Origin of the sequence: Acidovorax sp. WCS2018Noco2-16 (assembly GCF_031843945.1) — a bacterium.
GTDB lineage: Bacteria > Pseudomonadota > Gammaproteobacteria > Burkholderiales > Burkholderiaceae_C > Paracidovorax.
Window position 1 is genome coordinate 553011 of record NZ_JAVTJJ010000002.1, and the last position, 19502, is coordinate 572512.

Below are 19502 nucleotides of genomic sequence, written 5' to 3' on the forward strand. Positions count from 1 at the left end.
GCCATGCCAGTCAACGAAACTGCTTGCGCAAAAACGGCCTATGGCGCGCGATGTGCGCCAGTTGCGCCTCGGCGATGCTGCCGCCCAGGTCTTCGCCATCCACATTGAGCACGTTGCGCGCATGGGCCAGCGCACGCTGCACCACATCTTCCTCGCTCAGGCCCTGCGCGGCGGCCAGGTCCATCGCCACGCGGCGCATGGCGCGCTGCGACAGCATCCACATCGCACCGAAGGCGTCCCAGGCGGCGGACGCCTGCTGCGCCTGGGCCTGTTCGGCCAGGATCGCGCTGATCGGCTTGTCCAGCAGCTCCTGCAGCGCGTCCAGCTTCAACTGCAGCTCTTCCATGCGCAGTTGCATCTGCGCGGCTTCGGCGGTGGCGTCCACGGCGGGAGCCGAGGGCACGGGCAAACTGCCGTCGGGGTTCATCTGGACGATGGTGAGGGGAGGAAGGGTCATGGCAGGCAGGCAGGTTCGCATCGCGGAAGTGGCCGACTATAGGCAACCCCTGCACTGGCGCCCCATGGCTACACTGCCCGCATGCAGATCTATTTGGTAGGCGGCGCGGTGCGCGACAGGCTGCTGGGCCGCCCGGTAAACGACAAGGACTGGGTGGTGGTGGGCGCCACGCCTGAGGAGATGGCCGCGCAGGGGTTCTTGCCCGTAGGCCGCGACTTTCCTGTGTTTCTCCACCCCGACACGCGCGAGGAATACGCCCTGGCGCGCACCGAGCGAAAGAGCGGCCACGGCTACCGGGGCTTTGCCGTGCACGCCGCGCCCGACGTCACGCTGGAAGAAGACCTGTCGCGCCGGGACATCACTATCAATTCGATAGCTGACAGCGCTTATGGATCAAGCGCTACAGGCCTTTTTGACCCTTACAGCGGCGTACAGGACATCGCAGCGCGCGTGCTGCGCCACGTGACCGACGCCTTCCGCGAAGACCCCGTGCGCATCCTTCGCGTGGCGCGCTTCGCGGCGCGCTTCACCGACTTCACCGTCGCGCCCGAAACCATGCAGCTGATGCGCGAGATGGTGCAGGCCGGCGAAGCCGACCACCTGGTGCCCGAACGGGTGTGGCAGGAACTGGCGCGCGGCCTGATGGAAGAGCGGCCCTCGCGCATGTTCGAAGTGCTGCGCGACTGCGGCGCGCTGGCCGTGCTGCTGCCTGAGGTCAACCGTCTCTGGGGCGTGCCGCAGCGTGCCGAATACCACCCCGAGGTGGACACCGGCATCCATTTGATGATGGTGCTGGACATGTCGGCGCGGCTGCAGGCGCCGCTGGCCGTGCGCTTCGCCTGCCTGACGCATGACCTGGGCAAGGGCACCACCCCTGCCGACGTGCTGCCGCGCCACATCGGCCATGAAGCGCGCAGCGCACGGCTGCTGAAAGGCGTGGCCGAGCGCCTTCGCGTGCCGGTGGACTGCCGAGAGACGGCCGACGTGGTGGCGCGCGAACACGGCAACATCCACCGCAGCAACGAGCTGGGCGCCGCCGCCCTGCTGCGCCTGCTGGAGCGCTGCGACGCGCTGCGCAAGCCCGAACGATTCGACGACGTGCTGCTGGCCTGCGAATGCGACGCACGCGGGCGGCTGGGTTTTGAAGACAACCCTTACCCGCAGCGTGCCCGGCTGGCCGCCGCGCTGGCCGCCGTGCGCGCCGTGGCCACCGGCCCCATCGCAGAACAAGCGGCCCAGCACGGCCTGACCGGCCCGCAGGTGGGCGAGGCGATCCGGCGCGCGCGCGTCGAAGCACTGCAGGCGCATCTGGATGTCGCTGCTGGCAACTGAGTCAGCCACCGACTTCACGGCCAGCAATAGCATCCGGCCTACAGCGCTGGCGGCTGCTTCTGGTAAGGTCTGTGCGAATGCAAAAGCCCCCGTTGCTGACGGCGCACCACGCGCTCTTTCTCGACTTCGACGGCACGCTCGCCGACATCGCTCCACACCCTGATGCGGTGCAGGTCCACCCCGGCGTGGTGCCTGCATTGCGCACCCTGCATGAGCACCTAGACGGTGCACTGGCCATTGCGACCGGCCGCACGCAGGCGGACATCGATCACTTCCTGAACCCCTTGCAACTGCCCACAGCGTCGGAACACGGCGCGCAATACCGGCTGGGCAACGGCATGCAGGGCGGCGTGTCCGCTCCCGACCTGTCGCCCGTGCTGCGCGTGCTGCAGCCGCTGCTCGACCGCCATCCCGCCCTGGTGCTGGAACGCAAGAGCGCCGGCGTGGCCCTGCATTACCGCCAGGCGATCGAGCTGGAAGCCACGTGCCGCGCGGCGATCGAGCACGCTCTGGCGCAGGCGCCCGGGCTGGAGGTAATGCAAGGCAAGTGCGTGCTGGAGGTCAAGCCCGCCGGCCCCAACAAGGGCCATGCGATTGCCGACTTCATGCGCCTGGCCCCGTTTGAGGGCCGCATCCCCGTCTTCGCAGGCGACGACGTGACCGACGAACACGGCTTCATCGCGGTGCAGGCCCTGGGCGGCATCGGCATCAAGGTGGGGCCGGGCGAAACCCAGGCGCTGGCCCGCTGCGACGACACCACCGTGCTGCGCGAATGGATTTTTCAGATGGCCGCCCCGCAAGGACTTCCCGCATGACGACCACGCCCCCGGAAGCCAACCCGCCTTCCCTGCCTTCATCGACGGCGGACGCGCGCAAGCTGGGCGAGCCAGCGCTGCCGCTGGCCGACGCCGTGCGCGGGCTGGCAGGCGAGCCCATGGCGCGCCCGGGCAGCTTCGCACCGCCCATCGAGGGATCGCTGAAGCTGGGCATGATCGGCAATTGCTCCATCAGCGCGCTGGTGGATGCGCATGGGCAGATCGTATGGTCGTGCATGCCGCGCTTCGACGGCGATCCCGTCTTCAACGCATTGATCCAGCCGGGCGACCAGGGCAGCCGATTCGCCATCGAGTTGGAAAACCAGGTCGAGAGCCGCCAGTGGTACGAGCCCAACACGGCTGTGCTGCGCACGCAACTGACCGACCAGGCCGGCAACATCGTCGAAATTACCGACTTTGCACCGCGCTTCTACGCCCGATCGCGGTTCTTTCGGCCCATGCTGCTGGTGCGCCGCGTGCGCCCGGTCAAGGGATCGCCGCGTATCCGCGTGACGGCCAACGTGCGCTACGGCTGGGGCAGCGAACAGCCCGAGATCACCCGGGGCAGCAACCACGTGCGCTTTGTGGGCGCGGCGCTGACCTTGCGGCTGAACACCGATGCGCCGCTGTCGCACGTGCTGTCGGGCCAGCCCTTCGTGCTGTCCCGCGAATACAACTTTCTGCTGGGCGCCGACGAGGCGCTGCCCGCCGGCATTGCCGACACCGCGCGCTCTTACGAGCAGGACACCGTCGCCTACTGGCGGCAGTGGACGCAGCGCCTGACACTGCCGCTGGAATGGCAGGAGGCGGTGATCCGCGCGGCCATCACGCTGAAACTATCGCTGTACGAAGACACCGGCGCCATCGTGGCCGCCATGACGACGAGCATTCCTGAATCGGCCCACAGCGGCCGTAACTGGGACTACCGCTACTGCTGGCTGCGCGACGCGTTCTTTGTGGTGCGCGCGCTCAACAGCCTGTCGGAAACCGCCACCATGGAAGATTACTTGCGCTGGCTGAGCAGTGTGGTGGCCGAGGCGAGCGAGGGGCACATCCAGCCGCTGTACGGCATTGGCCTGGAGCACGAGCTGCCTGAATTCTTCGTGCCCCACCTTGACGGCTACCGCGGTATGGGCCCGGTGCGCGTCGGCAACCAGGCGGCAGAGCATTTTCAGCACGACGTATACGGCAACATCATTCTGGGCGCGGCGCAGGCCTTTCACGACAAGCGCCTGCTGCACCCCGCGGGCGCTGCCGAGTTCACCCGCATGGAGCAGATCGGCGAGCTGGCAGTGCGCGTGTACGGCACGCCTGATGCCGGCATGTGGGAACTGCGCACCCGCGCCCGTGTGCACACGTCCTCCGCACTGATGAGCTGGGCCGCGTGCGACCGGCTGGCCAAAATCGCAGCCCGCCTGCAGTTATCCGACCGGGCCGATTATTGGTTGGCGCACGCCACCCGCATGCGCGAGGAAATTCTCGCCCGGTCGTGGAGTGACAAGCGCCAGGCGTTTGCTGAGAGCTTCGGCGGCCACGAACTGGACGCGAGCGTACTGCTGATGGCCGAGGTCGGCCTGATCGACCCGCGCGACCCGCGCTTCGTGAGCACGGTGGACGCCATGGAAGTCTCGCTCTGCGACGGCCCCTACATGCGCCGTTACGAGGCTGCCGACGATTTCGGCAAGCCCGATACCGCCTTCAACATCTGCACCTTCTGGCGCATCGACGCACTGGCCCGCATCGGCCGGCGCAGCCAGGCGCGCGAGATATTCGAGGCCATGCTGGCCGCCCGCAACCCGCTGGGCCTGCTGTCGGAAGACACGCACTCCGAAACCGGCGAGATGTGGGGCAACTTTCCGCAAACCTATTCGATGGTGGGCATCATCAATGCCGCCATGCGCCTTTCAGCTCCTTGGGACAGTGTCATATGAGCCGACTCGTCGTCATCTCCAACCGCTTGGCCGACCCCCGCAAGCCCGCCGCCGGCGGCCTGGCCGTGGCGTTGGGCGAAACCCTCAACCAGACCGGCGGCCTCTGGTTCGGCTGGAGCGGCACCGTCACCGAAGACGGACTGCCCGGCGAAGGCACGCTGCACACCCGCCAGGCCGGCAACGTCACCCTGGCCACCGTGGACTTGTGCCGCGAAGACCACGACAGCTATTACTACGGCTACAGCAACAGCGTGCTGTGGCCGGTCTTCCACTACCGACTAGACCTGGCCGACTTCAACGCCAGCTACATCGCCGGCTACCGGCGTGTGAACCAGATGTTCGCGCGCAAGCTGCTGCCGTTGCTGAAAGACGATGACATCATTTGGGTGCACGACTACCACCTGATTCCGCTGGCGGCCGAATTGCGCGCGCTGGGCTGCCGCCAGAAGATCGGGTTCTTTCTGCACATTCCGGTGCCGCCGCCGCTCATCATGGCCGCCATTCCGCAGCATGAATGGCTGATGCGATCGTTCTTCGCGTACGACTTGGTGGGCTTGCAGAGCGAGGCCGACGTGGCGCACTTCACCCGCTATCTGGACAAGGAAGCCGAGGCGAAGACGGTGGGCGCACAACGCCTGCGCGCCTTCGGGGCCACGGTGCAGGTGGCGTCGTTTCCCATCGGCATCGATGTGGACGAATTTTCACGGCTGGCGGCTGCGCCCGAGTCGATGGACACCTTCCACGCCATACGCGACGAGTATTCGCGCCGCCGCCTGTTGCTGGGCATCGACCGGCTGGACTATTCCAAGGGCATTCCGCAGCGCGTGCGCGCCTTCCGCGAGCTGCTGTCGCGCTACCCCGAAAACCAGCACAGCGCCACGCTGATCATGATCGCCTCGCCTTCGCGCGACACCGTGAATGCGTATGCCGACCTACGCACCGAACTCGAAGGCCTGTGCGGCGCCATCAACGGCGACTTCGGCGACCTGGACTGGATGCCGCTGCGCTACATCCACCGCACCGTCGCCCGCAAGCGCGTGCCTGGCCTGTGCCGCGCGGCCGCCGTCGGGCTGGTAACGCCACTGCGCGACGGCATGAACCTGGTCGCCAAGGAATACGTGGCCGCGCAAGATCCGGAAGACCCCGGCGTTTTGGTGCTGTCGCGCTTTGCCGGTGCGGCAGAGCAGATGAAAGAAGCGCTGCTGGTCAACCCGTACGACACACAGGGCATGGCCGACACCATCCAGACCGCCCTGCAGATGCCGCTCAAGGAACGCCAGCGCCGTCACCAGCTGTTGATGGAGCGCATTCGGGGGCACGACGTGCACTGGTGGCGCAAGACCTATCTGGCCGCGCTGGAAGAATCCGGAGAGCCCGACGACCGCAGCCATCTAGCGACGGGTGGCAGTGCGGTGGCGACCATGGGCGGCTGACTCCCGCTTGTTGCCCACCGGCCTCAGGCCTGCGATCCATGCGGCCGCGCAGTGCCGGTCGGTGAAGAAAAGTCCGTTCGGGCTGAGCCTGTCGAAGACAGGGCAGGCCTATGGGAAAGCCCTTCGACAGGCTCAGGGCGAACGGATTTAGCTGACTGGCATATGCGCGACCCCCCGGCTCTTTCCTTTCGGGGCGTGCCTAGTGCACCAGCGCCAGTGCGGCGTAGTCACCCACCTTGTCGCCCAGCCCGGCAGGCACCAACCGCACGCCATCAGTCAGCGCGGGCAGGCGACTAGACACTTCCTGCTGCAGAAGCGGCAGCAACAATTCGCGGTTGTTCCAGAAGACGGCTCCACCCAGGCTGATGCGCTGCAAATCCATCAGCGCCACCAGGTTGTAGAGCATGCGGCCCAGCACGCGGCAGAGCTCATCGACCACCACCATGGCGGCAGCGTCGCCGCCGGCAGCCGCGCGCATCAGCGTGCCGGCATCGGCCCAGCCGCCTTCGGCAAACCGCCGCTGCACTGCATTGCCGGCCACCAGCGCTTCCACGTCGCCGAAGTTGCCGCAGCCGCACAGCAGGCCCAGCGGGTCGTCCGATGCGAAGGTATGCCCCGCGTGGCCGGCGTTGCCGTTCTTGCCGCGCAGCACCCGGCCATCCACGCACAGGCCCGCACCCACGCCGGTGCTCCAGGTGACGAACGCGCAATGGTCCAGCCCTTGCAGTGCGCCCCAGATGCGCTCGGCCTCCAGCGCCGCCACCGCGTCGTTTTCCACTCGCAGCTGCTTGAAGCGCTCGCGCAAGGGAGCCTCCAGCGGCACTGAAATCCAGTCGTTGCCCAGGCCCCGCGCGGGGCCAGCCATGCCGCCGCAGATGTTGGGGTTGCTCACTTCCACCAAGCCATCGACGAACAGAAATGGCCCGCATGACGAAACACCGGCCTGTGTGACGCTGGCCGGGTCGATGCGCTGCTCCGCACACACCTCGTCCACCAGCCGCAGAATCTGCCGCGCCAGCGCGCCGCGGTCGCCCGTGGTGGCCGTGGGCTCTGCCCTGCGCCCCACCGGCGCAGCGCCCGTGCCGTCCGCCAGGCTCACCGCCACCTTGGTGCCGCCGATGTCAATGCATGCCTTCATCGTCATCTTGTTGAATCCCGTGTCTCTCGCCGTAGGCACTGCAGCGCAGTGCGACAGGGGCGCGCCGGTTTCAGGCTCTCGTCACACCCACTTCGCGATCAGGCTTGCAATGAAGCTGAGCAGCAGGGTGGAAGCCAGCGGCACGTCCCACTCACGCCCACCCAGACGGAACCGAAGGTCCCCTGGCAGGCGCCCGAACCCGATGCGTCGCAACAGCGGCGTGAGCCAGCTGATGAACATGAGGGCCAGGAAGACGACGATAAACCAGCGGAGCATGCAGGCAGTGTAGGCCGGCCGCGTGTCTGGTCGATGAGGTGATCAGGAGGACGCTTGCGCAAGTTGTTGACGGCGCGCGAGTGAATCCTTCGATCATCGATCTGTTTCACCCACGCGCCAAAACGACTTATGACCAGTTGGTAGCAATCACGTTCGACAGCTCGTTCCGGTACTCGGGGGTCAAAGTCGTCTGACCCGCAGGCAGTGGCGCAAACGACGCCATGGCGGAAACCAGGGCCTCCACCTGCGTGCTGGCCAGCGTTCTTCCGTCGGAGGTCCTGAACTGCTCCAGCTGATACTCCGCGCCGTCATACCAGTTGGTGATGGTGCTGGCATCGGAGGTACCGATGATGCTGACCTCCAGTGAAGCACCCACGCGGCGGAACCACAATTGATCTGCCGATATTTCTGAGCCGAACGAGAGCGCATCGGAGCCTGCTGCATCGCTGTGATCAAAAATGGTGTCCTGTCCGTCGCCACGCCCGAACAGATAGGTGTCGTCACCGTCACCGCCGTACAGGTCGTCGCGGCCCTCGCCGCCTTTCAGCGTGTCATTGCCCGCTCCACCGAAGAGCCGGTCATCACCCTGGCCGCCTGACAGTTGGTCGCTGCCCGCACGTCCATAGAGATGGTCATTGCCAGTCAGGCCACTCAGGGTGTCATCAGCGCTGGAACCCTCTAGATTGACGTTGCCTTCGGTGCCAATTCGGCTAATGGTCGCAATCGTGTTGACATCCCAGGCAGTCCCATCTTCAAACACCACCTGCTGGATCGGGTTGTACGCATTGCCCGGATTGTTCTCGTTGAAGAAGTAGGTCACGCTCACCTGGTCTTGCGTGCCCGCAATGGCCAGGATCAGTGTGTCGCCCGAGCGCCGAACGCTCACATCTGCTGCACTCACCCCCGGCTTGAAGCGCAGCACGTTGTGCTTGCCCGCCTCCGACCCATGGTCGTAGCCGATGGTGTCCTGACCATCACCCCGCCCGAACAGGTAGGTATCGTTGCCCTCGCCACCAGAGAAGTAGTCGTTGCCAGCGCCGCCTTCCAACGTGTCTTCGCCGGCCTCGCCAGCCAAGGTGTCGTTGCCCTCACCCCCTGCGATCTGGTCGTTGCCTGCGCCACCATACAGAGTGTCTGCCCCCTCACCGCCAATGAGTTGGTCGTTGCCTTCGTTACCTTGGAGCTGGTCATCTCCCTCCCCACCATTGAGGGTGTCGTTGCCCAATCGGCCATACAAATAGTCGTTCCCTGCAAGGCCTTCCAGGCTGTCGTCACCGTCGGTTCCCGTGAGGTTGTCGTTGTCCTGGGTGCCGATTCGGGTCAGCGCCGCCAGCGCTTCACCATCCCAGGTCGTGCCATCCTCGAACACCACCTGCTGGATCGGGTTGTACGCATTGCCCGGATTGTTCTCGTTGAAGAAGTAGGTCACGCTCACCTGGTCTTGCGTGCCCGCAATGGCCAGGATCAGTGTGTCGCCCGAGCGCCGAACGCTCACATCTGCTGCACTCACCCCCGGCTTGAAGCGCAGCACGTTGTGCTTGCCCGCCTCCGACCCATGGTCGTAGCCGATGGTGTCCTGACCATCACCCCGCCCGAACAGGTAGGTATCGTTGCCCTCGCCACCAGAGAAGTAGTCGTTGCCAGCGCCGCCTTCCAACGTGTCTTCGCCGGCCTCGCCAGCCAAGGTGTCGTTGCCCTCACCCCCTGCGATCTGGTCGTTGCCTGCGCCACCATACAGAGTGTCTGCCCCCTCACCGCCAATGAGTTGGTCGTTGCCTTCGTTACCTTGGAGCTGGTCATCTCCCTCCCCACCATTGAGGATGTCATTGCCCGCACCGCCGCTGAAACTGTTGTTCGAGGCATCACCCAGATAAATATCACCACTGGACGACCCAGCAGTTGCTGAGTCCGTGTAGACATGCAAGGCCGCCAAGTCGGCGCGAAGCGCCGATGTGGCGGGCATTGCCTCGACCCATTGCGCAAGAGTTTCCAAGCCGTCGTAGCCGACCGCCGCCAGCGTTGCGCCTTGGTAGCGATTGAGTTCCACCAAATCAATCAATGCTGTGCGCTCATTCGCTGCTCTGGCCGTAGCCATAAGAGCCGCCAGCCCGCTGGTGTCGAACTGAACGCCGTTCTCGTCAATCGTCAGCACCACACTGTCCAGATACGGTTTGAGCCGGGTTTGCACCACCAATGCACCGTAAACACTTTCAACCAACTGGTCGTAGCTCTGGTTCAACAGATCGATTTGGGCGCTGGAGAGGTTAGCCGTCAGCCTCGTGACGGTGGATGACGCACCTCCACTTCCGCCCCCACCGCCTGCACCGGCACCAAGCCCCGCGCCGGTATTGGCCCCTGAGCGATCCCATTCGATGAACTTGGTGCCATTGAATACTTCTAGAACGTTCAAGCGGCGCAGCACTTGCTCACCTGCGCTAGTCAGCCGTGTGGTGCTGGTTCCCCAGTCTGTAACTACAGATTCGGTCAGCCCAAGGGGCGTGATGCTCAACTCAGCACTTGCAAATGCAGACGGAACATAGTCGGCAGTCACCCACCGACCGTTGGCGCCTTCCACCATGCTGTAGCTGCCAACACTGTTGACCAGCTTTCCTGATGTTCTCGCCCAATCCGTCAACAGCGTGTCGATCAGCGCCATCTGCGCATCACGCGTGTTGGCGCTGGCAAACTGCCCCAAGGAACTTTGCAAAACCTGCGCTGCCTCGCCACCGAGACTCATGGCCTCGCGCAGGTCGCGCACCAAGCCGCTGCCGCCCATTTGCGGCAAAGCGCCCGCCTCTGCGGTCACCACCGGGTCATCAGGAAACTCGCGGTAGAAGTTGTTGCTGGCCAGCAGCAGGCTGCCGGACACCTCGGCCACGCCACTGGCGCCGGTGCTGCCGTCGATGCGCGTGAAATTGCCGCTCCACGGCTGCGTGTTGCCGTTGCCCAGGTCCAAATTGCTTGCAGCGCCCACCACACCGATGCTGGCAATGCCTGAATCTGACAGGGTGCGCAGTTCGCTGGCTTGGCTAATGCCGTCCTGGTTGGCGTCTCTCCAGATGCGCAGCTGTGAATACGCGGCGTCGTTGGCGTTGATGACGCCATCGCCATTGCTGTCTTGCCCCGCCAGGGCTTCGTAGCCGTTGGCATAGGTTTGCGGCCGGCCATCACTACCCACGTCCGGCTTCAGGGTCTGGTCGCCAAAGAGTTCGCGGCCCGAATCGATGAGGCCGTTGCCATTGCGGTCCAGCACCACGATGCCGTCGTCTCCGCTGATCCAGCCCGTGGCGTTCCGAGTGCCGTCGCCGTCGTGGTCGAAGAGGATGGGGCGGGAAGAGTTGATGCCTATGGCTTCTATGCCGTCGCCGTCGAGGTCTAGGACTAGAGGGTCGCGGGGGGCAACCCAGCTGCGGGCAGCCGAATAACTACTGTTGGTAGTTTCGGAAATTCCACCCGGTATTCTCCAAAAATCGAAATCCGAAACTCCATCCGGATAATAGTTTACAGATAGTTCTGAAATTCTTTGATCGACTAGCAAATCCCTCATGGTTGTGGGATTGATCACACCAAACAATGTGAGCCCAGAAGATAAGACAGATAAACCAATAGCGAGAGCCACACCGGCTGGCCCAGATATACTTATCGTAGCTAGTGCTGCCGCTAGAGCCGCCGCATCCCCCAACAGAGCAAACGCGGTACCCTTAGTGACTCCATCGCCATTGAATTCTTCATTAGCTTTTGCAAGATTGGCTGCCAAACTGGAAACGTTGAGCAAGTTGCCCACGACGGGAACCGATCTTCCAACACCTTCTATCAATGCAAGTGCAGCTTTTGACGCATTAATTATTGCGGCGATCGCATCAGGAGTACTAGAGGCATTTTTTATGCCCGAGACTGCGGCAACGACGTCAACAGGCGCCAAATTTAGGTTGCTTATAGCTACAACAGCTCTTTCGGCTTCTCTTGCTCTGTCTGCAGAGGTGCCACTGGTGGAAATCACACTACGAATGCTCATTATCTTTCCTTAAAATAGAAAACAACCAGTAAATATTTGCGAAAAGAAAAGATACAGCAAATATATTGAAAATAAAAGTTCGATGCCTAGACTGAGATATGCTATCAATCTCGATCATTTTTCGATTTCCGACAGTTAATCCAAATATATTACCCTTATCGTCTATTATCGCCACGCCATTCACCCCCCGCACTGCCATCCATTTTTTGCTTGCACAAACTACCAACTCGCATTTAGCCATCCCTTGATTATTAACAACCACCGGAAAATCCCTGTTTCCAATTTTTTTTATCTCGACAATCCCTCGAAATTCTCTCAAATCACCTACGGGCGTCATTTCATAGATATACTTCAAATTGAGCACCACAAACAACAAGGAACCAACAATAAATCCAATGGGCCAAGATATTTTCGGGGGTCTATAAACTAGCATGTAGATTAGATTATTTAGCAAAACAAAACATCATCGCTCTCTCAAACTCTCATTACCAGCCTTCTGAATCGGGCTCAGCAGGTATTCGATAACTCTCCGCTTTCCAGTTTTAATCTCCGCCGTCAGATTCATCCCCGGCGCCAAACGAATCTGCTTTCCATCCACATAGATATAGCTTTGACTCAAGGTAATCAGCGCCGGGAAGATCGCCCCGCGCTTCTCATCAGTCACCGCGTCCTGTGTCACCTTGCCCACCGTGCCCTTCACAGTCCCGTAGCGCGTGAAGGTGAAGGTCTCCAGCTTGATCGTCACGTCCTGCCCCGGCACCACAAACCCGATGTCCTTGTTCTCCAGCGTGACCTCGGCGCTGACGTGGGCGCTGTCGGGCACGATGACCATGAGGGCTTGCGCCTCGGTGACCACGCCGCCTTCGGTGTGGGTGGCCAGTTGCTGCACGGTGCCGGCGACCGGGGCCTTGAGGGTGGCGAGTTGTTCGCGCTGGGTGGCCTTGTTCCACTCCTGCCCGTTTTGCTGGCGCTTAAGGTCAGCCTGGGCCTGGCGGTCGCTCAAGGCGCGGCGGGTTTCGGCCAGGTAGGCGTGGCGGGTTTGCTCGGCTTCGCGCAGGGCGGCTTGCGCTTCGTTCAGGCGGGCGTGCTGCGTGGCCAGGTCGCGCTCCAGCTCGATGCGCTCGCGGGTGCGGTCTTGATTGGCGTGGCCGGACATGAAGCCCTGGTCTGCCAGCGCCTTGAAGTCTTGCTCGCGCTGGCGGGCGATGGGCACCGTGGCGTCAAGCTTGCCGATCATGGCGCGCACGGTGGCCATTTCGGCCAGGCGGCGTTGGTGCTCTGACGCCAGCCGCGCTAGCCGGGCGGTGATGTCGCTCCACTCGGCGGCCAGTTGCGCCTGGGCGTCTGCGGTGTCTTCGGTCGTCCATTCCGGCGGCAGGTCTGTCACAGCCAAATAGGCCGCCAGCGCTTGTCCTATCTGCGCAGAGCGCTCTGGATTCAATAGCATCTGCTGCAGTGCGCGGCTGCGTATCCATTCCGAATAGGCAGCGCGCCGGGCCTGTGCAAAGCTGGCTTTGTCTGCGCTGGCTGCGGTGGGGTCCAGTTCCACCAAGGGCTGGCCTGCCTGCACGTGGTCGCCCTCTTTCACCAGAATGCGGCGGATGACGCTGTTCTCCAGCGGCTGCACGAGCTTGGTACGGTCGCTGACGATGACACGCCCGGGCGCAACGGCCACGATGTCGATCTTGCCGAAGATGGACCACAGCAGGGCGATGACGAAGAGCGCCATCAACACGAAGGCGATGCGCCGGGGGGCGGGGTGCACGGGTGTTTCCTGCAGGCTGAGCGCTGCGGGCAAAAAGGCGTTTTCATCGGCCAGGCGGGCGGGGCCGGCCAGCTCGGCCCGGTGCTGCCAGGCGGCCTGGAACACTGCGCGGTAGCGGGCCAGCAGTTCGATGGCGGGGTGGCGGGGTGCGGAAGGGTTGACCGTTGCCGCTTTGGCATCGGACTGCGCAGCGGGTACAGCAGCGGCCATAGCGACGGCAGACGTGGAGATGGACTCTGCTGTCATGCCTTGGCTCCCTCGGCGGCGGGCGCGGCAGGCGCAGGGGGCTTGCCGTTACTGCCGCCACTGCCGTCCTGCATGCGCCACAGGTGCGCATACAGGCCCTGCGGGCGCTGGATGAGCGCGTCGTGCGGGCCGGCTTCCACGATGCGGCCCTTGTCCATGACGATGATGCGGTGGGCGTTGCGCACGGCGCTCAGCCGGTGGGCAATGATGAGCACGGTACGCCCCTTGCAGATGTGCGCCATGTTGCGCTGGATGATGGCTTCGGACTCGTAGTCGAGCGCGCTGGTGGCCTCGTCCAGAATCAGAATGCGCGGGTTGGTGAACAGGGCACGGGCGATGGCCACGCGCTGGCGCTGCCCACCCGACAGGCTGCCGCCCTGCTCGCCCACCAGGGTGTCGTAGCCCTCGGGCAACTCGCTGATGAAGTCGTGCGCGCCGGCCAGCCGCGCGGCGTGCACCACGGCGTCGATGGGTGCAGCAGGGTCGGCAATGGCGATGTTCTCGCGCACGCTGCGGTTGAACAGCAGGTTCTCCTGCAGCACCACGCCCACCTGCCGGCGCAACTGGGCCGCGTCGATCAGGCCGATGTCGATGCCGTCCACCAGAATGCGGCCCTGCTCGGGCACGTACAGCCGTTGCACCAGTTTGGTCAGGGTGCTTTTGCCCGAGCCTGAACGGCCGACGATGCCGATGACTTCGCCAGGCCGAACATCCAGGCTGACGCCGCCCAGCACGGGCGCGGCCTCGGGCCGGTAACGAAAGTGCACGGCGTCCAGCGTGATACGGCCCTGGATGGGTGGCAGCTGCGCGGCGCTGGAAGGCGGCACCTCGGTGCGGGTGTTGAGGATGTCGCCCAGCCGCGCCATCGATATGCCGGTCTGCTGAAAATCGGTCCACAACTGGGCCATGCGCATGATGGGCTGGGCCACGCGCTGCGCGAACATGTTGAAGGCGACAAACTGGCCCACGGTGAGCTGGTTGTTCATGACCAGATGTGCGCCGTACCAGAGGGTGGCGGCATTCACCAGCTTGCCAATGAGGTTGACGCCTTCGTGCGCCCAGGCGGCAACGTTCTGCGTCTTGAAGCTGGCGCTGACGTAGGCGGCCAACTGGGTGTCCCAGCGGCGGGCAAAAGACGGCTCCAGCGCGCTGGCCTTGACGGTCTGGATGCCGGTGACCGTTTCCACCAGCATGGCCTGGTTTTCTGCACCGCGTGCGAACTTCTGGTCCAACCTCCGCCGCAGCACCGGCACCACGGCCAGGCTCAGGCCGAAGTAAAGCGGCAGGCTGACGAGCACGATCAGCGTCAGCGGCACGCTGTAGAACAGCATCACGGCGATGAAGATGACGGAAAAGAGCACGTCCAGCACCACCGTCAGCGCGTTGCCGGTCAAGAAGTTGCGGATGTTCTCCAGCTCGCGCACCCTAGCCACCGAATCACCCACCCGGCGCGCCTGAAAGTACGCCAGCGGCAACTGCACCAGGTGGCGAAAGAGGCGCGCGCCCAGCTCCACGTCGATGCGGTTGGTGGTGTGGCTGAAGACGTAGCCGCGCAGCCCGTTGAGCACGCTCTCGAAAATCACCACCACGACCAGGCCGATGACCAGCACGTCCAGCGTGGTGACGCCCTGGTGCACCAGCACCTTGTCCATCACCACCTGAAAGAACAGCGGGCTGATGAGCGCGAACAGCTGCAGCATGAAGGAGATCAGCAGCACTTCGCCCAGCAGCTTGCGGTGCTTGACCAGGCTGGGAATGAACCAGGAGAAGTCGAACTTGGCGAGTTCGCCGCCCAAGCTGGCGCGGCTGGTGATGAGGATGAGCTCACCCGTCCATTGCCGGGTGAATTCGTCGAACGACTCAATGGTCGGCCGCATTCCGTCTTTGGCATTGGACGGGTCTTGCAGCAAAACCCGCTGCCCATCGCAGCGCGCAAGAATGACCATGCGCTCGCCGCCGTGCGGGTTGCGCATGATGGCCAGTGCCGGCAATGACGCCAGCGCCAGCCGGTCTGCACGGGTGACCGACCGCTTGGCTTTCAGCCCCAGCTGCTGGGCTGCCCGCAACACGTCGGCCACCTCAACCGTTTCATGGGGCGACAGCCCCAATTGATGGGCCAGCGTTGCGGGATCTGCGGCGACTTGGTGGTAACGCGCGAGCACGCACAGCGCTTCCAGCGAGCCTTGGGACGGTTGCACGACGGCGCTGCCCCGCGCTTCGCGAAGGCCCTCTGCCGGCGGTTCACCTTCTGCATCTTCTGCGCGCGCGGCTGCACCACCCTGGCTCTCAAGACCCATGGATTCCCTCCTTCTTTTATGACAAGAATGCTATGGCATGACGTCAAAAAGAAGAAATGAAAATACGAGCTACTTACACTTTAAAGGGGAGTGTAGGGGTGACGATGAGTCACCACCGCTGCAGGCGCCGCTCTGGAATCCAGGCGGTCGCCAGACGGCCTTTGCTGCAACCGCATGCCGGCAACACCACCCCCTCAGGCGCCGCGCTGCTGTGCCGAAAAGATCCGGCTACAGCCGATGCGTGCGATCGCCCTGCGCAAAGCCCATGGGCGACCAGGGCGCCGGGCTGGCGCCCACGGCCAGCACCTTGAAGAGCTCGCCCATTTCATGTTCCATCATCAATTTGGCCGCTTGCGCCCGTCCTGCTTGCGGCAGCTGCTCCAATATCGATAGCAAACCGCAATTGATGAGAAAGTGCGCCTGCGTGGTGTAGCCCAGCACGTGCAGGCCGGCGTCCTGCGCGGCCAGCGCCATGGCGGTGAAGTTGACGTGCGCGGTGATGTCTTTGTCGCCCACCGCCGCCAGCGGGTCGGAATCGACCTGGTGCGCCCGGTGACAGACCAGCGTGCCCATGTGGCGCTGCGGGTGGTAGTACTCGGCCTCGGGAAAGCCGTAGTCGATGAGAAAGGCCGCGCCGCGCGCCAGGCGCTGGGCCAGCATGCGCATGAAGCCTTCGCCCTGCGCGTGGATCTCGGTCAGGTAGTCGTGTGGGCCTTCGGGCTCGACGGGCGGGCGCAGCGCGGTGGGGCGGTCGGCCCAGGCAAAGCCTGCGCCACTGCCGGTCGAGTCCAAGGCCACGCCGCGTTCGTGCCAGACGCCGGTGCCGGCTCCGCCGTGGCGCGCCAGCAGCTGCACGGGCATGGCGTCGAGCACCTCGTTGCCGACGACGATGCCTTCGAATCGCTCAGGCAGGCGGTCGGCCCAGGTGACGCGGCCGTCCCACGCAGCCAGTGCGGCCTGCTGGCGGCGGCGCAGGCTGCCCGACAGATCCACGATGGTGTAGCGCCGCACGCGGTCGCCCAGCGCGGCCAGCAGCTGTGCGGCCAGCGCGCCGGAGCCGGCGCCGAATTCCCACACCTCGTCGGTCCCGGTGGCGTCCAGCGCCTCGCGCACCTGCGCGGCCAGCGCCTGGCCGAAGACGGGCGAGAGTTCGGGCGCGGTGACGAAGTCGCTGCCTGTTTCCGGCAGCGTGCCGAACTTGGGCGACTCGTTGGCGTAGTAGCCCAGGCCGGGCGTGTACAGCGCCATGTCCATGAACCGGTCGAAGCCGATCCAGCCGCCGGCGTCGGCAATGGCGCGGGCGATCAGCGCGGCGAGTGGCGCGGCGCCGAATGAAGGGTCTGAGGGCGCCGAAGCGCTCGTTACACTGGGCGTTTCCGCCATGGCTTGGGCCTTGGTTTCTGTCTTGGTCACCCGCCGATTGTCCCCGATGCCCTCAGCGCCCCCCACCCCCCGCCCTCGCACCGTGCTGGTCACCGGCGCTGCCCGGCGCCTGGGCCGCGAGATCGCGCTGGCGCTGGCTGCAGGCGGCTGGCAGGTGGCGGTGCACTACCGCCAGTCAGAGCAGGACGCTATCGATACAGTAGCTGCTTGCGCCCGTCTATCAAGCGCTAGCGCTCATTTTTATGCTGATTTCGAGGACGAAGCGCAGGTGCGCGGACTGCTGTCGCGGGTAGCCGCGCACTTCGGCAGCGTGGATGCCGTGGTCAACAGCGCGTCGCTTTTCGAGCACGACGACGCGGCCAGTTTCGGCTTTGCCGCGCTGGAAAAGCACCTGCGCAGCAACACCGCCGCACCCGTGCTGCTGGCCCAGGCGCTGCACGCCCATGTGCAGGCGCGCGCCGACGGCGGCGATGCCGACGCGCGCGGCGCGGTCGTCAACCTGCTGGACCAGAAGCTCTGGAACCAGAACCCTGACTTTCTGAGCTACACCCTGTCGAAAGCCGCGCTGGAGGCGGCCGGCACCATGCTGGCGCTGGCGCTCGCTCCGCGCGTGCGGGTGGTGGGCGTGGCACCGGGCCTGACGCTCACCAGCCACATGCTGGAGGACGAGAAGTTCGCCCGCCTGCATGCCCTGAGCCCGCTGGGCCGCTCGTCCACCGCCGCCGACGTGGCCGCCACCGTGAAGTTCGCGCTGGAGAACGGCTCGATCACCGGCACCACCTTGCTGGTGGACGGCGGCCAGCACCTGATGCGCTTCGAGCGCGACTTCTCGCTCATGTGAGCTGGCACGCCGCGCCGCCGCTTCTTTTTCTTTTTCGTTCCCTTGTTTACCGCAATGCCCATGCAACACGACGGCGGCCTGCAGATCCTCACGCTCACCGGTTTGCGCTTCGACGCCAACCTGGGCATCCTCGACCATGAGAAGGCCGCGCCGCAGCCCATCCAGGTCGATGCCGAACTCAATCAGGGCCGCCAGCCGCTGCTGCCGCACGATGACGATATCGGCCACGTGCTGGACTACCGCAAAGTGCGCCAGATCATCATCGACGAGTGCACGGCCGAGCACGTGAACCTGCTGGAGAGCCTGATCGGCAAGCTCACGCGGCGCCTGATTCAGCTGCCCGGCGTGATCGGCGTGCGCGTGAAGATCGCCAAGCTGGAGATCTTCGAGGACTGCGAAGTGGCGATCCGCATGGAATGCGGGGAGTGGTGACGGCTCAGCCGCATCCTGACGTGTACCCCGCACGCAGGAAAAGCAGGTTCTCGTAAAATTCGCGGCCATTTCAGGTGTTTCTGCCTGCCCTTTTCGGCCGCTGACTGCCGCCCCTCGCCTGCCCCCGCCCATGACCGCCCTGCACCAAGCCACCTCCACCGACTGGATCGCCGACGCCGCGCCCGCTGCCGTCTCGGCCACTGCCAAGATCGAACGCGAGGCCCACAAGCTCGAAAAGCGCCTGTGCCGCGAGACCGGCCGCGCCATCGTGCAATACAACATGATCGAGGAAGGCGACAAGGTGATGGTGTGCATGTCCGGCGGCAAGGACAGCTACACCCTGCTGGACATCCTCATCAAGCTGCAAAAGCGCGCGCCCATCCACTTCGACCTGGTGGCGGTGAACCTGGACCAGAAGCAGCCCGGCTACCCCGAACACATCCTGCCCGAGTACCTGGCCACCACCGGCGTGCCCTTTCACATCGAGAACCAGGACACCTACAGCATCGTCAAGCGCGTCATTCCCGAGGGCAAGACCACCTGCGGGCTGTGCAGCCGGCTGCGCCGGGGCATTCTGTACCGCGTGGCCGACGAGCTGGGCTGCACCAAGATCGCGCTGGGCCACCACCGCGACGACATCCTGCAGACGCTGATGCTCAACATGTTCTTCGGCGGCAAGCTCAAGACCATGCCTCCGAAGCTGGTCAGCGACGACGGCCGGCACGTGGTGATCCGCCCGCTGGCCTTTGTGGCCGAAAAAGACACGACCCGCTGGGCGCAGCAGCAGAACTTTCCGATCATTCCGTGCAACCTGTGCGGCAGCCAGGAAAACCTGCAGCGCCAGCAGGTGGGCGAAATGCTGCGCGACTGGGACAAGCGCTTTCCCGGCCGTGTCGACAACATGTTCAACGCGTTGCAGAACATCGTGCCTTCGCACCTGCTCGATGGAACGCTGCACGACTTCCAGGGTCTGAAAGCGACGGGTGTGGCCAGCGACGACGGCGACAAGGCATTCGACCCGGTGGACTTTCCCGCCGCGACGGGCCTGCCCAGCCTGCAGGTGGTGCAACTGTCCTGACCGGTGGCGCCAGCGGCCCGCCAGCCGCCACCGGGCCGTCAAGCCCATTAGCCAGCTCACCAG

General features: G+C 64.4%; 16 protein-coding genes. 8 read left to right on the plus strand and 8 right to left on the minus strand.

All coding sequences use genetic code 11. The annotated features are described in order from the left end of the window. Positions 1–10 precede the first annotated feature (10 nt). Entirely contained in the window at positions 11–457 is a 447-nt protein-coding gene (locus RQI28_RS07925) for a hypothetical protein (protein ID WP_311223102.1), read from the minus strand. A gap of 81 nt (positions 458–538) precedes the next feature. On the opposite strand from RQI28_RS07925, the gene RQI28_RS07930 reads away from it, so the two are divergent. The 4 genes from RQI28_RS07930 to otsA all read left to right on the plus strand — a co-directional run bounded on the left by RQI28_RS07930 (position 539) and on the right by otsA (position 5968). Further along, a complete protein-coding gene (locus RQI28_RS07930; protein ID WP_311223101.1) occupies positions 539–1789 on the plus strand; it encodes a multifunctional CCA addition/repair protein in 1251 nt (416 codons plus the stop codon). A 77-nt stretch (positions 1790–1866) separates the two neighbouring features. Next, positions 1867–2604, plus strand: a complete 738-nt coding sequence (gene otsB / locus RQI28_RS07935; protein WP_311223100.1) for a trehalose-phosphatase — start codon at positions 1867–1869, stop codon at positions 2602–2604. A gap of 119 nt (positions 2605–2723) precedes the next feature. After that, positions 2724–4535, plus strand: a complete 1812-nt coding sequence (locus tag RQI28_RS07940; protein WP_311223125.1) for a glycoside hydrolase family 15 protein — start codon at positions 2724–2726, stop codon at positions 4533–4535. Further along, entirely contained in the window at positions 4532–5968 is a 1437-nt protein-coding gene (gene otsA / locus RQI28_RS07945; protein ID WP_311223099.1) for an alpha,alpha-trehalose-phosphate synthase (UDP-forming), read from the plus strand. The genes RQI28_RS07940 and otsA overlap by 4 nt, the downstream gene beginning before the upstream one ends. A gap of 199 nt (positions 5969–6167) precedes the next feature. On the opposite strand, the gene RQI28_RS07950 is transcribed toward otsA, so the two are convergent. The 3 genes from RQI28_RS07950 to RQI28_RS07960 form a co-directional block, all read right to left on the minus strand. Continuing rightward, positions 6168–7106 (minus strand): ROK family protein, encoded by a 939-nt coding sequence (locus RQI28_RS07950; RefSeq protein WP_311223098.1) that lies wholly within the window; start codon positions 7104–7106, stop codon positions 6168–6170. 81 nt (positions 7107–7187) lie between these two features. Further along, positions 7188–7382 (minus strand): DUF2905 domain-containing protein, encoded by a 195-nt coding sequence (locus tag RQI28_RS07955; RefSeq protein ID WP_311223097.1) that lies wholly within the window; start codon positions 7380–7382, stop codon positions 7188–7190. 127 nt (positions 7383–7509) lie between these two features. Beyond that, positions 7510–10929 (minus strand): calcium-binding protein, encoded by a 3420-nt coding sequence (locus tag RQI28_RS07960; protein ID WP_311223096.1) that lies wholly within the window; start codon positions 10927–10929, stop codon positions 7510–7512. On the opposite strand from RQI28_RS07960, the gene RQI28_RS07965 reads away from it, so the two are divergent. Continuing rightward, the gene (locus RQI28_RS07965; protein ID WP_311223095.1) at positions 10928–11410 is read left to right on the plus strand and encodes a hypothetical protein; all 483 of its coding nucleotides are present in this window, start codon (positions 10928–10930) and stop codon (positions 11408–11410) included. The two genes, RQI28_RS07960 and RQI28_RS07965, sit on opposite strands and share 2 nt — an antisense overlap. Here RQI28_RS07965 and RQI28_RS07970 read toward each other — a convergent pair. The 4 genes from RQI28_RS07970 to RQI28_RS07985 all read right to left on the minus strand — a co-directional run bounded on the left by RQI28_RS07970 (position 11384) and on the right by RQI28_RS07985 (position 16959). Further along, the gene (locus RQI28_RS07970) at positions 11384–11734 is read right to left on the minus strand and encodes a hypothetical protein (protein ID WP_311223094.1); all 351 of its coding nucleotides are present in this window, start codon (positions 11732–11734) and stop codon (positions 11384–11386) included. The two genes, RQI28_RS07965 and RQI28_RS07970, sit on opposite strands and share 27 nt — an antisense overlap. Positions 11735–11860: 126 nt before the next feature. After that, entirely contained in the window at positions 11861–13372 is a 1512-nt protein-coding gene (locus RQI28_RS07975; protein ID WP_404976876.1) for an HlyD family type I secretion periplasmic adaptor subunit, read from the minus strand. Positions 13373–13404: 32 nt separating this feature from the next. Next, positions 13405–15705: a type I secretion system permease/ATPase gene (locus RQI28_RS07980; RefSeq protein WP_311223092.1), complete on the minus strand. Its 2301-nt coding sequence runs from the start codon at positions 15703–15705 to the stop codon at positions 13405–13407. A 228-nt stretch (positions 15706–15933) separates the two neighbouring features. Beyond that, positions 15934–16959: an SAM-dependent methyltransferase gene (locus RQI28_RS07985; RefSeq protein WP_311223124.1), complete on the minus strand. Its 1026-nt coding sequence runs from the start codon at positions 16957–16959 to the stop codon at positions 15934–15936. A 175-nt stretch (positions 16960–17134) separates the two neighbouring features. On the opposite strand from RQI28_RS07985, the gene RQI28_RS07990 reads away from it, so the two are divergent. From RQI28_RS07990 to ttcA, 3 genes are all read left to right on the plus strand, one after another. Further along, positions 17135–17929, plus strand: a complete 795-nt coding sequence (locus tag RQI28_RS07990; protein ID WP_311223091.1) for an SDR family oxidoreductase — start codon at positions 17135–17137, stop codon at positions 17927–17929. A gap of 60 nt (positions 17930–17989) precedes the next feature. Next, the gene (locus RQI28_RS07995) at positions 17990–18361 is read left to right on the plus strand and encodes a dihydroneopterin aldolase (protein ID WP_311223090.1); all 372 of its coding nucleotides are present in this window, start codon (positions 17990–17992) and stop codon (positions 18359–18361) included. A gap of 130 nt (positions 18362–18491) precedes the next feature. Further along, positions 18492–19439 (plus strand): tRNA 2-thiocytidine(32) synthetase TtcA, encoded by a 948-nt coding sequence (gene ttcA / locus RQI28_RS08000; protein WP_311223089.1) that lies wholly within the window; start codon positions 18492–18494, stop codon positions 19437–19439. Positions 19440–19502 lie beyond the last annotated feature (63 nt).

Excerpts from the sequence above, each read along its gene's own strand:
- RQI28_RS07990 (WP_311223091.1), top strand. The coding sequence starts at position 17,135 with ATGCCCTCAGCGCCCCCCACCCCCCGCCCTCGCACCGTGCTGGTCACC.
- RQI28_RS07940 (WP_311223125.1), top strand. The coding sequence starts at position 2,724 with ATGGCGCGCCCGGGCAGCTTCGCACCGCCCATCGAGGGATCGCTGAAG.
- RQI28_RS07925 (WP_311223102.1), bottom strand. The coding sequence starts at position 457 with ATGACCCTTCCTCCCCTCACCATCGTCCAGATGAACCCCGACGGCAGT.
- RQI28_RS07960 (WP_311223096.1), bottom strand. The coding sequence starts at position 10,929 with ATGAGGGATTTGCTAGTCGATCAAAGAATTTCAGAACTATCTGTAAAC.
- RQI28_RS07980 (WP_311223092.1), bottom strand. The coding sequence starts at position 15,705 with ATGGGTCTTGAGAGCCAGGGTGGTGCAGCCGCGCGCGCAGAAGATGCA.
- RQI28_RS07950 (WP_311223098.1), bottom strand. The coding sequence starts at position 7,106 with ATGAAGGCATGCATTGACATCGGCGGCACCAAGGTGGCGGTGAGCCTG.
- otsA (WP_311223099.1), top strand. The coding sequence starts at position 4,532 with ATGAGCCGACTCGTCGTCATCTCCAACCGCTTGGCCGACCCCCGCAAG.
- RQI28_RS07955 (WP_311223097.1), bottom strand. The coding sequence starts at position 7,382 with ATGCTCCGCTGGTTTATCGTCGTCTTCCTGGCCCTCATGTTCATCAGC.
- RQI28_RS07930 (WP_311223101.1), top strand. The coding sequence starts at position 539 with ATGCAGATCTATTTGGTAGGCGGCGCGGTGCGCGACAGGCTGCTGGGC.
- RQI28_RS07995 (WP_311223090.1), top strand. The coding sequence starts at position 17,990 with ATGCAACACGACGGCGGCCTGCAGATCCTCACGCTCACCGGTTTGCGC.
- otsB (WP_311223100.1), top strand. The coding sequence starts at position 1,867 with ATGCAAAAGCCCCCGTTGCTGACGGCGCACCACGCGCTCTTTCTCGAC.
- RQI28_RS07970 (WP_311223094.1), bottom strand. The coding sequence starts at position 11,734 with ATGACGCCCGTAGGTGATTTGAGAGAATTTCGAGGGATTGTCGAGATA.
- RQI28_RS07975 (WP_404976876.1), bottom strand. The coding sequence starts at position 13,372 with ATGGCCGCTGCTGTACCCGCTGCGCAGTCCGATGCCAAAGCGGCAACG.
- RQI28_RS07985 (WP_311223124.1), bottom strand. The coding sequence starts at position 16,959 with ATGGACATGGCGCTGTACACGCCCGGCCTGGGCTACTACGCCAACGAG.
- ttcA (WP_311223089.1), top strand. The coding sequence starts at position 18,492 with ATGACCGCCCTGCACCAAGCCACCTCCACCGACTGGATCGCCGACGCC.
- RQI28_RS07965 (WP_311223095.1), top strand. The coding sequence starts at position 10,928 with ATGGTTGTGGGATTGATCACACCAAACAATGTGAGCCCAGAAGATAAG.